This window comes from Pseudomonas sp. NPDC089758 (assembly GCF_044748705.1).
Classification (GTDB): Bacteria; Pseudomonadota; Gammaproteobacteria; order Pseudomonadales; family Pseudomonadaceae; genus Aquipseudomonas; species Aquipseudomonas putida_X.
In genome coordinates, this window is sequence record NZ_JBIVGN010000002.1 from 103,732 (window position 1) to 117,019 (window position 13,288).

The 13,288-nt window shown below is 56.4% G+C and carries 7 protein-coding genes; all 7 read right to left on the reverse strand.

Features of this window, described 5'->3' with window-relative positions; genetic code table 11:
• Nucleotides 1-30: 30 nt before the first annotated feature.
• The 7 genes from ACIPZH_RS03210 to ACIPZH_RS03240 all read right to left on the reverse strand — a co-directional run bounded on the left by ACIPZH_RS03210 (nt 31) and on the right by ACIPZH_RS03240 (nt 13,179).
• Nucleotides 31-2,883 (reverse strand): hypothetical protein, encoded by a 2,853-nt coding sequence (locus ACIPZH_RS03210; RefSeq protein WP_400635091.1) that lies wholly within the window; start codon nt 2,881-2,883, stop codon nt 31-33.
• Nucleotides 2,880-5,420 carry a hypothetical protein gene (locus tag ACIPZH_RS03215; protein WP_400635093.1) on the reverse strand — a complete coding sequence of 847 codons (2,541 nt, stop codon included), beginning with the start codon at nt 5,418-5,420 and terminating at the stop codon, nt 2,880-2,882. The genes ACIPZH_RS03210 and ACIPZH_RS03215 overlap by 4 nt, the downstream gene beginning before the upstream one ends.
• Entirely contained in the window at nt 5,395-5,556 is a 162-nt protein-coding gene (locus tag ACIPZH_RS03220) for a hypothetical protein (protein WP_400635095.1), read from the reverse strand. Before ACIPZH_RS03220 ends, ACIPZH_RS03215 begins: the two co-directional genes overlap by 26 nt.
• Before the next feature lie 464 nt (nt 5,557-6,020).
• Nucleotides 6,021-6,980 carry a hypothetical protein gene (locus ACIPZH_RS03225; protein WP_400635096.1) on the reverse strand — a complete coding sequence of 320 codons (960 nt, stop codon included), beginning with the start codon at nt 6,978-6,980 and terminating at the stop codon, nt 6,021-6,023.
• 167 nt (nt 6,981-7,147) lie between these two features.
• On the reverse strand, nt 7,148-8,494 hold the full coding sequence (locus ACIPZH_RS03230; RefSeq protein ID WP_400635097.1) for a hypothetical protein: 1,347 nt from the start codon (nt 8,492-8,494) through the stop codon (nt 7,148-7,150).
• A gap of 29 nt (nt 8,495-8,523) precedes the next feature.
• Nucleotides 8,524-10,341 (reverse strand): hypothetical protein, encoded by a 1,818-nt coding sequence (locus ACIPZH_RS03235; RefSeq protein WP_400635099.1) that lies wholly within the window; start codon nt 10,339-10,341, stop codon nt 8,524-8,526.
• A 351-nt stretch (nt 10,342-10,692) separates the two neighbouring features.
• Complete coding sequence (locus ACIPZH_RS03240) at nt 10,693-13,179, reverse strand: hypothetical protein (protein WP_400635101.1); 2,487 nt, start codon at nt 13,177-13,179, stop codon at nt 10,693-10,695.
• Nucleotides 13,180-13,288 lie beyond the last annotated feature (109 nt).

Genomic DNA, 13,288 nt, shown 5'->3' on the forward strand with positions numbered 1-13,288 from the left:
GCCCTGCGCAGTCGCAGGGCGCTTGCCGGTTCACCAGAGGCGCAACTCAACGGTGTTACGGTGGCCCGTCACCGTCGGGCCAGGGTAATCGATCACGATCGGATGCAGGTTGCCGTACAGGTCCCGAAGCCTGAACTTCAAGCCCCCCTCCAGGTGCTCGCGGTAATTGCGGTATGCCTCGCCGTTACCCATCTTGTCATGCCAATAGACGAGGTCATCCATGCGGTGGAGGCTGACCATCAAGTCACCCGGCGCAGGCCCCTTGCCTGGCACCAAATCTTCCTCCAGGTCCTCGAAGCCGATTTTTTCTTCGGCAAACAAGGCGCGCAGCCAGGGGTCGATGATGAGCCCCGGAGGCGAGGATGGGTCTTCGCCCTCATAGGGGTTGAAAGCGTAGGCCAGGTAGCTGGCAAAGCTTTCATCCAACTGCTCGCTTTCCCAGCGCACTGCCGAAAGCGCAGCAACAGGCTCACAGAGCAGGAACTTCACGTCAGGCCCAGAGCCATGAAGCCTGTACGTGAGCCTCCAGTAGTCGAGCGATGCCGTCCAGTAGCTGAATGGGTCGTCCAGTCCCCCCACATTACTGCCACGGATCTCCTTGATCCGATCGCGTTTCAGGTTGTAATGGCTGGCGTCGAGCGTTGGCGGGGCTACGCTCTGAATGTCGGTCTTGCCGTTCTTATCACGAGAGTCATATTCGCCACCCCCATCTTTGGTGAACTTGGCATAGATCGTCCGGGTGTTGGTCGCCTGGCCACTCTGCAGATACAGATACCGTCGGCGGGTCGCCTCAGGGTCGCCAGTAATCGCCGGTGACGTAGTGGCGGTTTGAGGGTGGAAGCGGTTCGGCAGCACAGCCACTGCCCAGTCGATACCGCTGCCAGGTGGCAAACCTTCCTGCTCCGGCGCCAGGAACTCCAGTTGGGTACTGCCAGCGTCATAATACAGTTTGAGCGTGGAGAGCTCAGTGGGTGACAGCGGTTGCTTCGGTTGCCCGTTAGGCGTCGAGGTTTCGATCGTCACCAGGATTTCGACCTGTTGCATACCGTTGGCGTAGCACGTGTTCGAACCCGTGATCGCCAGGCTGAACTCGGTGAGGGTGGTCCAGGTAGGCGGTTCCACCGCTTCGGCGGCCAGTTCGACGACCGCATAGCCAATTTGGCGTGTGGAGAACTTCGCCAGCACCACCGTGACCTTGCTGTCTGGCTTCGGTGGGGGGGTGAACTCCCCCGTGTCACTTTCGATAAAGCCCTCTCCGATAAGCGACCACTCAATACCTTCGTTCCCGCCTTCCACCTGGAATGTGATCGGCTGCGTGGCATCCACTGCCGGCACATGCGCCGGAGTGACGGTCAATGTGGCGCTAAAGGCAATGATGACCACAGTGGCCTCAGCGGAATGGCCACTACTGGTATCGGTTGCGCGAATGCGCTGCAGCAGAATCTGCGGCACGTTGTGTTCCGGCGTATCGGGTAGGAATGTAGCAATACTCCCGCTTGGACTCAGCTCGCCATAGATCTCCCCCTCCAGGCTCCAGGACCAGGATGCGCCTCCCCCCGTCGTACTGGCTATCAAGCTGATAGGACCTTCCCCCTTGCGCCAGGTGACTGCGCTGGGTGAGATGGACACCCGCTCGGCGTGCTCGACGGCGATCGAGGTGCGCACCTGGTTCTGTCCGCCGTCTTGGAAGGCGTTGGATACCACGACCACTTGCTGATTCTGCCTGAAGGCAGGGCGCGCTGACGCCTCGTAGGTGCCGTCTGGCCGCATCGTCCCCGTGCTTTGGCGTTGGAGGTTGGCGGCGGTCCACTGGGACGCCGTTGCGTTGGCCTGGGTGCCGCGGCCATTGACCAGTTTGAACGCCCTGACGCCGCCGGCCTCGATCTGCGCCTGCAAAGGCTCGACGAACCACGAGCGCTCTGTGGCGCTTACCCGCGTGAAAGTGACGCGGTCCAGCGGATCATGTGTCTCACCCTCGCCCAGCACATGCGCGTTAGGTAGCGCCAGGTGCCCTGCAACACCCGGGACCTGGAGCGGGAAGAACTTGTGTAACCGCTGATGCATCAACACCGTGGCGTTGAATGCTGCCCCACCTTGGATATCGACATCGTCGGGGATCAGATAGGGGAAACGCCCATCATTGGTCGGTAACCCGCCAGGCTCGTCATCCGCACGCAACTGGCAGAACAGCACAACGGCCCCTGCTCCCTCTTGCGCGGCCTTGGCAGCATCAGGATGCGGCTGGGTCAACACCTCGAAGCGCTGCACGCTCAACGGCCCTTTGTTCTGGAAGTCGAGCGTGGCCACCGTGAACATCTGCCGATAGGCGGGCAACGACTGGATGCGCGCACCCATGGCCTGGGCGATCTCCAGTTCCACCTCCCTGGCCAGGCCCAACTGGCAGTCGAAACCCTGTGCCTGGGTCATGTCGATCGCCAGCTTGCCGCTGCCATCGATAAGCCCCGTGACAACGGTCAGGCTCACTGTCATCTGCACGCGATGCCCCGACCCGGCGCCGAGGTTGGTGCTCTGCAGCATGACTGGCGGCTGCGCGGGGGTGTCGAACATCTGCGTCATGGTGCCCGCGAGAATATCCAAGGTAAGCGTGGCCTTGTTGTCGGCCAGTTGGGCTGCTTCGAACGACAGCCGCGGCACGCCGAACACCAGGTTGTTCAACACGATTTGTTCATCCGGCCTTTCGCCCGGTGACAGCTCCAGGGTGAATGGCAGCAGAAAGCTCAGGTCTCTGAAGGCCTCGAGATAGCGCTGTTCGAGCATCTTGTTGAGTTGCTCCCCCTCGAGCGCGATGATCGCGCCCCAGCCGTTCATGACTTGGCCTTGTTCCAGGCGTTGGAGAATCTGACCTTTGCTGTTTGAGATCATGAGCTTGCTCCGTTTTCAATAATGTGAGCCACGTCCAGATAGGGCATGGGCAGGATGGCGTAGGTCCACCAATAGCCACGACGATTGCCAGGCTCGAAGGCCACCACTACGGCATAGCTGTCGCTACCATCGGCAGCGGGCGTGTACAGGCCTAGGTCTAACGTTCCGTTGCCCTTCACCAGAAACCAATCGGCATCTTCGGGTTCTATCCGCAGAGCGCCATCCATGCCATCGGTCCAGAGCTCCAGCTGCACGCTGCCGTCAGCCATTGGCTGGTACTGGAACCAGTGCGTTTCGGTCTGTAGCGGCAACAGCACGTCGATGGTTTGGCTGTCGTTTCCCCCTTCGACGATGATCTGCTCGACGGCCATGAGATCGGAAAGGTCGACTGCGGAAAACTTGCAGCCTGCCGCCCGCCGGGCCTGCCACTGTTCGGAGGCCACCGGCATGAGTTTGCCGTAACGCTCGTCGAACGCCATGGTCGCGGCGCTGCTTTTCTTGGGCACGACATACAGGCGACCATCCTGCACGTCCGGAAGAGGGCTCGGGTCGGTCTGGATCGAGCCGATCGCACCCTCCGACATACGCCATTGGAGGGTACTGCCTTGCAGCGAAGCGCCCGAAACCTTGTAGACGTTATCCTTGGTGGCGAGTTGCTGGGCGGTCATGATGACCGGGTCAAGGGCAATGCTGCGCTTGATGACGGTGACCAGGGCCCGGCTGATATGCTCGCCGCTGGTGGCCGTGACGATGACCACCTTCTGCGCATGGGGGATTGTCGAGGCGACCATGGGCGTGTACTTGCCGTTGGCGTCGATGCTGCCGCAATCACCCTCTTCCGCCGGTAAGTTGCTCACTGCCCAGGTGACCCCGCTGGACGGCTCGGCGGTGAATTGATAGAACGAGCCGGCGCCGAGGGTCACTTCAGTGGCATTGAGTTTGAGGGTGGTTTGAGAGGGGGCCAAGTAACCTGGGAGTACGAAATCACCGGGGTTGGAGCCTTTATCAGGCTGAATTGTGTTCGCGCCACCTTTGAAAATAAACCCATGAAGCAGCAACAGATTCATGAATCGGGTAGACATGCTGAAACTTTCGAAGGCCAGTTGTATCCGCTGGTCAATGAGCCGGGGTGCTAGCGTATTCGCTTCGGACATAATCTTATACACATCGGGATCGACCTCGGCCCACTCACGCCAGTAGGGCCCAAATTCCAGCCCACCCTGCATGTCCCAGCGTTCTACTTTCAAGTAGGTTTTTTTATCACCATCAATTTCAATCACAAAATCAGCAGATAAGCTCCACCAATGATCAACAGGTGAGGCGTACTCCTTTGAATTTCTATTCGCCTTAGCCACCAGAGTAGTGGTATGGCCTCCAGTCCAAGTGATCGTAAACCACCCATCTTCAGACTGATGAGGCGTCACAGTAAATGCACCTTCCCCCCACTCCCAATCATCAGCGAATGCAAGTGCAAATCCTTGGGAAAAACTCAAATAAGGCTCACTCTCCGGGTCGGTACTATAACCCGGCACCTTCAACGCCCCCTGGGTCACCTGAACCCCTTGAATGAACCCTCCATCACTGCCACCCAATACTTCAAATTCGTAAGGTTTACCCACGTTGTCAAACTGAAGGTCGAAAAACCATTGTTCCAACACCCGCGGCAAGAAAAAATTATGCGAAAAAACCACATTGGTGCTATAGGGCATCGCAGCATTGGATGCTTCGGGTAGCAGGTAATGGAAGTCTTTATCAGCCACCGGCATGCTGCCGTTTTCACTGCCCTTCATTGTCACGAAAAGCAGTACAGCACCTTCGCCATCCGTTGCATTGGGCTCGGCGTGGGTCCTGATCAAAAAACTCTCTGGCTGCACAAAGTCGACCAAGAAGATCCTGAGTTCACACAGGGTTAACGCTTTCTTTTCGTCAGGCCAATTGGCGAATATCTCTTTATAGCGCGCACCGCCCAAATGGTTCTCTTCCGGGTAGTCTGAAAAGGTCAGATAAAAATCCCAACTCGGATTGCTTAAATCGATGATGACACTCGCCTGCCCACCCACTAGCCGCTCCACATGGCCCGGCGTTTTTCCCAATTCCAAACGCACGTGCAAAACAGGCCCATTCAAGGCATCTGCCCATTTGAGCGAGTTGATACGATAACCACCGTTCAGGTCGAGGCCCACCTGAAACTGGCGGCCACCCACGATGCGCATCGACAAGTCTGCGCTGCTGTTCGGCAGGTCGGTGGCCTCGAACTTCAGGCGCGGCTTGTCAAGGCGTTGCCCTTCGGAAACTTGCCAACCCTGGGTGAGGGGTACAGCGAAGGTCAGGGTTTCAAAGAATGTTCCGTTGTCAAAACGATCTATGTATTCCTGCATCAGCAAATCATTGGTTGTCTCACGGTCATAAGCGACAATCGCGTCCCAACCCCAAGTCCGGGGTTTTTCGCGCATGAAACTCAGAAAATCTTCAAACGACTCTCTAGCCATTTTTCTGTCCTCGATTGAATGGTCAACGGTTATCGACGTATTCGACATTCACCGTTACCTGGCTTTCAAACAGTTCACCGAGCTTCTGCGCCCTCACTACGTCTTCCGGAATTGTGAGTTCGATTACGCCTGCGTCGGCTTCGTCTGGATGCCTGGCCATTCCATCGAACAGCCAGATCATCATCGCCCAAGGTCTCAAAATCGATTTCATCGTCGGTAGTGAGTATTTCGATGATCGGAGCGGGTGGCGGCGTTAGCGGCTCGACCGCCTGTTCAAGTCGGCGTGACATTGGCATATTCCTCGTGGGCTCAGGGCTCATTTATAAGCGCGTTCGAGCCACCCGCCTACTAGCAAAATTAACAGGTCAACCGGATTAAATGCCGCAACAAACATCGGCCTTCAACCGATCTCAGGCACGGTAGGCACCCGCCTGAACAGCCCCTAGCGTGCTGATTATTGACGTTGTTGCTCTTATTGTTAATTACGCTGCAAGCGCAAAAAACATGCAGCACCCAACGGCCGGCACATAACCTGGCTTAACAAGTAATGTGCCGACATAGTTGATGAAGATCGCAGTAACTTCAGCGTGTTGGCCAGTTAGGCCAAGCGCTGAAGCGTTTGGCTGTAGCGACTGGAGATCATGAGCTTTATCCGTTCTCTATAATGCGCGCCACGTCCAGATAGGGCATGGGCAGGATGGCGTAGGTCCACCAATAGCCACGAGGATTGCCAGGCTCGAAGGCCACCACTACGGCATAGCTGTCGCTACCATCGGCAGCGGGGGTGTACAGGCCCAGGTCTAACGTTCCGTTGCCCTTCACCAGAAACCAATCGGCATCTTCGGGTTCTATCCGCAGAGCGCCATCCATGGTATCGGTCCAGAGCTCCAGCTGCACGCTGCCGTCAGCCATTGGCTGGTACTGGAACCAGTGCGTTTCGTTCTGTAGCGGCAACAGCACGTCGATGGTTTGGCTGTCGTTTTCGCCTTCGACGATGATCTGCTCGACGGCCATGAGATCGGAAAGGTCGACTGCGGAAAACTTGCAGCCTGCCGCCCGCCGGGCCTGCCACTGCTCGGAGGCCACCGGCATGAGTTTGCCGTAACGCTCGTCGAACGCCAGGGTCGCGGCGCTGCTTTTCTTGGGCACGACATACAGGCGACCATCCTGCACGTCCGGAAGAGGGCTCGGGTCGGTCTGGATCGAGCCGATCGCACCCTCCGACATACGCCATTGGAGGGTACTGCCTTGTAGCGAAGCGCCCGAAACCTTGTAGACGTTATCCTTGGTGGCGATTTGCTCGGCGGTCATGATGACCGGGTCCAGGGCGATGCTGCGCTTGATGACGGTGACCAGGGCCCGGCTGATATGCTCGCCGCTGGTGGCCGTGATGATGACCACCTTCTGCGCATGGGGGATTGTCGAAGCGGCCATGGGCGTGTACTTGCCGTTGGCATCGATGCTGCCGCAATCACCCTCTTCATCCGGCAAGTTGCTCACTGCCCAGGTGACCCCGCTGGATGGCTCGGCGGTGAATTGATAGAACGAGCCGGCGCCGAGGGTCACTTCGGTGGCATTGAGTTTGAGGGTGGTTTGGGAGGGTGCCAAGTAACCAGGGAGTACGACATCACCGGGGAGGAAGGCCTTATCAAGCTGTATTACCTCTGCTCCACCCCTGAACAACAAGCCATGAAGCAGGAACAAATTGATGTCGTTGGTAGCTTCTGCGAATTCTTCGAAGCTTTTCACTAATCGTTGTTTGACCTGCTCGGAACCTACTGGCCCGCTGCGGCTATGATTGCCGCCACACTGGGGTCCTTCTCGAGCGCCTCCTCCCATGACGGCCTAAGGTCCAGCACACTCATAGCGGTCATCTGCTCTAATTTCAGAGAGCATTTTTTCGTGCCATCAATTTCAAGGCAATAGATTCCACTTCCCTCCCAAATAAAATCACTTTCGCCAGTGTGAACTCCTGACGTATCATTCGCCCTAGCGACCAAATAACTGTTATTTTTTCCTGTCCATAGAAATAGAAGTCTTCCTTCATCATGCTTATACCGTGTCAGAGTGAACTCACCTTCTCCCCACACCTCATCAGGGGCAAATGCAAGTTTGAATCCATTTTGAAAATCTAAGTAGGGTTCAGCGCCCGGAGCGGTCTTATAAGGCGGCATATACAACACCCCCTGAGTTGCTTTGATTCCTTCTATGAACCCCCCTTCCCTGTCACCCAAAGCTTCAAACTCGAAAGGCCTCTCTTCGTTGGCGCTATTGAGTCCGGCAAACCATTTCGCCATCAAGCGCTGCAAGAAAAATCTTTGTGAAAAGATTAAATTGGTGGTATAGGGTATCGGAGCATCAGGGAGTAGGTAGTGAAAGTCTTTATCGTTCGCCGGTAACTTTCCGTTTTCCCCTCCCTGCATTGTCACGAACAGCAGCACAGCACCTTCGCCATCCGCTGCATTGGGCTCGGCATGGGTTCTGATCAAAAAACTGGCGGGCTGCACAAAGTCGTCCGGGGCGACCTTGAGCGTATTCAGGGTTAACTTTTTCTTTTCGTCATGCCAATTGGAAAATATCTCTTTGTAGCGTGCACCGCCCACCCGGTTCTCTTCCGGGTAGTCTGAAAAGGTCAGGTAAAAATCCCAAGTCGGATTGCTCAAGTCGATGACGACTTTCGCCTCCCCTTTGTATACCGGTTCTATATGGCCCGGCGTATTCCCCAAGCGCAGACGCACATGCAGTACAGGCCCATTCAGTGCATCGGCCAGTTTAATGGAGTTGAACCGATAACCACGGTTCAGGTCGAGACCCACGTGAAACTGGCGGCCGCCCACGATGCGCATGGACAAGTCTGCTGTGCTGTCACCCAGCTCAGCAGCCTCGAACTTCAGACGGGGCTTGTCCAGACGTTGCCCTTCGGAAATTTGCCAACCCTGGGTGATGGGTACCGCGAAGGTCAGGGTTTCAAAGTACGCATCACTTTTAAAACGCTCTATATATTCCTGCATCAGCAAGTCATTAGTCGTATTACGGTCATAAGCGACAATCGCGTCCCAGTCCCAAGTGCGGGGCTTTTCGCTCATGAAGCTCAGAAAATCCTCAAGCGATTCTCTAGCCATTTTTCTGTCCTCGATTGAATGATCAACCGTTACTGAGCCATTGTTAAATAAAGTGTGGAGAACGTCGTAGTCACATCCTCTTGATCGACGTTCTCGAAATTCACCGTTACGTGGATTTCAAACACTTCACCGAGCTGCTGCGCCATCACTACGTCTTCCGGGATTGGGAGCTCGATCACGCCTGCCGCCACTTCGTCTGGCGTGGTCGGCTCATTACGTAGAACTCTTGCGAACGGCCCCGTGTTCCCCTGACCGATAAACGCGATGTTCACATGCTGCTCCGCAGCCATGAACACCCACTGCGTGAGAGCAAGGTGTGCCCCCTCCGCCAAGGCTTTTTCACGCGACAACAACTGGCCTCGAGCCTGGGCACAGGTGATTTGTGGATAACGGCTGGTGACCAACGGCAATATCCGTAAATGGACCGGCGGCGAGACCTGGAGCGTTTTCCCGTCCTTGACAATGTGCCAGAGCACCTCGAAGCGCTTATTGGCGGATTGGGCATTGGCCTCCATGTTGGCCGCCACGGCGCTGGCAGGCACCCTGAAACGCCAGGGCCAAGCGGGGCTTACCGGATCGGTGGCGACATGGGTACCGGCGTCGGGGCGCCCAAGCCAATGCACCTGCACCGTTTCGCCCTCGCGCAGGTCGACGGGCGGCACATTGATATAGGCCCCGCCTATAGCGCTATTGGCATCGAGCCACAAATGGCTGGGGTTTTCGCCGCCTTCACCCTGGGCTTGCTCGACCTCGACGACTGCCAAGTCTCGTGTGTCGACCAGCTCCACATCCAGGGGTTCCGAAGCCAGGCCCAGGCCCTCGCGAGCGCTTTGGTACGAGAGTTTCAGACGCTCACTGGTTTTGAGCACCTGCGCGCCTAGCTGGAAGGTAATCTCCCCACCATGCAGGGTACTCAGGTCGGCCCGTTCGAAGCCGACCGGCTGCCCGTTGACCTGCAACAAGATCCAGTCCGAGACATTGAGCTGAGGGTAGGCGTTGACCCGCAGCGTCAGCCCCTCGGGAAATTCGATGGGGTCCAGTTCGCCGCCCTCGTAGTCGTCGATGGTCAGCTGCGGCAGGCGGTCCTCGGGAAGCGGGCCAATGTTCAGCCTCTGCACCGGCCCCACCAGGGCCTCGCCGCCAGATGCAAGCTTGACCTGATAGCAGACATCCGCGTAATCGCCGTGTTGTAGGAAATTGAACTGGTCCCTGGGAACTTGCCTAATCACCGGCAGGCCGACATCGGCCTCGGTCAGCACTGGCTCAAGGTCGGTCCAGGGGACCTCAGGGGAATCGTAGCTGTACCCCTGGAAGGTCAACTTGACGTCGTCGCCTTTTTGCATGGCTTGGTAGGGAGGGATGATGAACGTCGCCCCGGCGCTGCCAAGGTCATCGGGGTCGATGTACAACCCATGGGACTCCAATGCCTGCGCGACCGGCAGATGTTCCATGCGATGTGCACGGACACCCACAAAAGCGAAGCGACGCAGCGAATGCCCCAGTGCTGGGTTGGTTACTTCGCAGGAGACGAATGCGTAGCCTTGGTCTGCGGCAACGATGAATCCGTTTAAAATGTTGATCGTGACGCGGTTTGTCTGGGCGTTGAAATTGCTCTCATCGACCTCATGATCGCTGTAGATATCAAAAGCTTGGCCTGCGGCATCCGCCCCTCGCCAGTGAACATAAAATGTATTGCCCAGTGCGATGCCTGGCCATTCCATCGAAACAGCCAGATCATCCTCGCCCAAGATTTCAAAATCGATTTCATCGTAGGTATTGAGTATTTCGATGATCGGGGCGGGTGGCGGCGTTAGCGGCTCGACCGCCTGTTCAAGTCGGCGTGACATTGGCATATTCCTCATGGGCTCAGAGCTCCTTTATAAGTGCGCTTGAGCCACTCGCCTACTAGCAAAATTAACAGGTCAACCGGATTAACCACCGCAACAAACATCGGCCTTCAACCGATCTCAGGCATGGTAGGCACCCCGCCTGAACAGCGCCTAGCGTGCTGATTATTGAGGTTGCTGCTCTTATTGTTAATTACGCTGCAAGCGCAAAAAACGTGCAGCACTCAACGGCCGGCACATACCCTGGCTTAACAAGTAATGTGCCGACATAGCTGATGAAGATCACAGTAAACTTCAGCGTGCTGGCCAGTTAGGCCAAGCGCTGAAGCGGTTGGCTGTAGCGACTGGAGATCATGAGCTTTCTCCATTTTCAATAATGCGCGCCACGTCCAGATAGGGCATGGGCAGGATGGCGTAGGTCCACCAATAGCCACGAGGATTGCCAGGCTCGAATGCCACCACTACGGCATAGCTGTCGCTACCATCGGCAGCGGGCGTGTACAGGCCCAGGTCTAATGTTCCGTTGCCCTTCACCAGAAACCAATCGGCATCTTCGGGTTCTATCCGCAGAGCGCCATCCATGGTATCGGTCCAGAGCTCCAGCTGCACGCTGCCGTCAGCCATTGGCTGGTACTGGAACCAGTGCGTTTCGTTCTGTAGCGGCAACAGCACGTCGATGGTTTGGCTGTCGTTTTCGCCTTCGACGATGATCTGCTCGACGGCCATGAGATCGGAAAGGTCGACTGCGGAAAACTTGCAGCCTGCCGCCCGCCGGGCCTGCCACTGCTCGGAGGCCACCGGCATGAGTTTGCCGTAACGCTCGTCGAACGCCAGGGTCGCGGCGCTGCTTTTCTTGGGCACGACATACAGGCGACCATCCTGCACGTCCGGAAGAGGGTTCGGGTCGGTCTCGATCGACCCGATCGCACCCTCCGACATACGCCATTGGAGGGTACTGCCTTGTAGCGAAGCGCCCGAAACCTTGTAGACGTTATCCTTGGTGGCGAGTTGCTCGGCGGTCATGATGACCGGGTCCAGGGCGATGCTGCGCTTGATGACGGTGACCAGGGCCCGGCTGATATGCTCGCCGCTGGTGGCCGTGACGATGACCACCTTCTGCGCATGGGGGATTGTCGAGGCGGCCATGGGCGTGTACTTGCCGTTGGCATCGATGCTGCCGCAATCACCCTCTTCATCCGGCAAGTTGCTCACTGCCCAGGTGACCCCGCTGGACGGCTCGGCGGTGAATTGATAGAACGAGCCAGCGCCGAGGGTCACTTCGGTGGCATTGAGTTTGAGGGCTGTTCTGGAGGGGGCCAGATACCCAGGAAGTACGACATCACCGGGGAGGTGGGCTTTATCAGGCTGTATGACCTCCGCTCCGCCCCTGAACAACAACCCATGAATCAGAAACAGATTGAGATCGTTAGTAGCACCATCGAAACTGTGGATGGCCTCAGTGAGTGCTTCTTTGACCTTTTCGCCTCCTACTCTGTTCGTTTCGTCTATGACCTCATACATGGCTGGATAATCCTTGGCATGGTCATACCAGTCCGACCTAACTTCCAGGTCACCCACGGCTGTGAAGATTAAGAGCTGCATTCGACACTGATTTTGATCATCGAGTCCGAACTTAAAAGTAGCATTCCCGGCCCAACCGAAATCAGACTCACCGGTATACTCCCCCTGCCCTGTATTCGTGTCGGCCACGACATAAGTGTTATTGTTCCCGGACCAATAGAGTTCTAGCTCTTCTGAAAGCTGGAATTGCTTCGCAAGGAACGTACCCGCCCCAAAAACCGGATCAGGTGCAAACGGAAGATTGAATCCATTTTGATAGTCCAGATAAGGCCTGGCAAACCGATCGGTCGTATAGCGCGGAGCTTTGAATACGCCTCGCGTAGCTTCAATCCCATGAATGAACGTCTCTCTCCCGTCACCGTCGCCCGATATTTTGAACTCGAAAGGGCTATCAGCGTTGGCACTATTGAGTCCGGCAAACCAGTTTGCCACCAACCGTGTCACGAAATATTTTTGAGAAAAAATCACATTGGTACTATAGGGCGTTTCACCATCGGGTAGCAGGTAATGAAAATCTTCATCAGTCGCCGGCAAGCTGCCGTTTTCACCTCCCTGCATTGTTACGAACAGCAGCACAGCACCTTCGCCACCCGTCGCATTGGGCTCGGCATGGGTCCTGATTAAAAAGCTGGCTGGCTGCACGAACTCGTCCGGGGCAACCTTGAGCGTATTCAGGGTTAACTTTTTCTTTTCGGCAGGCCAATTGGAAAAGATCTCTTTGTAGCGCGCACCGCCCAAATGGTTCTCTTCCGGGTAGTCTGAAAAGGTCAGGTAAAACTCCCAAGTCGGGTTGCTCAAGTCGATGACGACCTTTGCCTCCCCATTCTGTACTGGCTCGATAACACCCGGCGTATTGCCCAAGCGCACACGCACATGCAGTACAGGCCCATTCAGTGCATCGGCCAGTTTAATGGAGTTGAACCGATAACCACGGTTCAGGTCGAGACCCACGTGAAACTGGCGGCCGCCCACGATGCGCATGGACAAGTCTGCTGTGCTGTCACTCAGCTTGGCATCCTCGAACTTCAGGCGGGGCTTGTCTAGACGCTGCCCTTCGGAAACGTGCCAACCCTGGGTGAGGGGTACAGCAAAGGTCAGCGTTTCAAAGTATGCCGTACTTTCGAACCGATCTATGTATTCCTGTACCAGCAAATCATTGGCCTTGTTACGGTCATAGGCGACAATCGCATCCCAGCCCAAAGTGCGAGGTTTTTCGCGCATGAAACTCAGGAAATTTTCAAGCGATTCTCTAGCCATTTTTCTGTCCTCAATTGATGCGGTGCGGGGGGGGGGGGGGGGGGGGGGACTTGTTTTTAAAATAGCCCCCCCCCAACCCCAAAAAACAAAAAAAAAAAGTGCGAGGGAT

Excerpts from the sequence above, each read along its gene's own strand:
- ACIPZH_RS03240 (WP_400635101.1), bottom strand. The coding sequence starts at position 13,179 with ATGGCTAGAGAATCGCTTGAAAATTTCCTGAGTTTCATGCGCGAAAAA.
- ACIPZH_RS03235 (WP_400635099.1), bottom strand. The coding sequence starts at position 10,341 with ATGTCACGCCGACTTGAACAGGCGGTCGAGCCGCTAACGCCGCCACCC.
- ACIPZH_RS03220 (WP_400635095.1), bottom strand. The coding sequence starts at position 5,556 with ATGATGATCTGGCTGTTCGATGGAATGGCCAGGCATCCAGACGAAGCC.
- ACIPZH_RS03230 (WP_400635097.1), bottom strand. The coding sequence starts at position 8,494 with ATGGCTAGAGAATCGCTTGAGGATTTTCTGAGCTTCATGAGCGAAAAG.
- ACIPZH_RS03210 (WP_400635091.1), bottom strand. The coding sequence starts at position 2,883 with ATGATCTCAAACAGCAAAGGTCAGATTCTCCAACGCCTGGAACAAGGC.
- ACIPZH_RS03215 (WP_400635093.1), bottom strand. The coding sequence starts at position 5,420 with ATGTCGAATACGTCGATAACCGTTGACCATTCAATCGAGGACAGAAAA.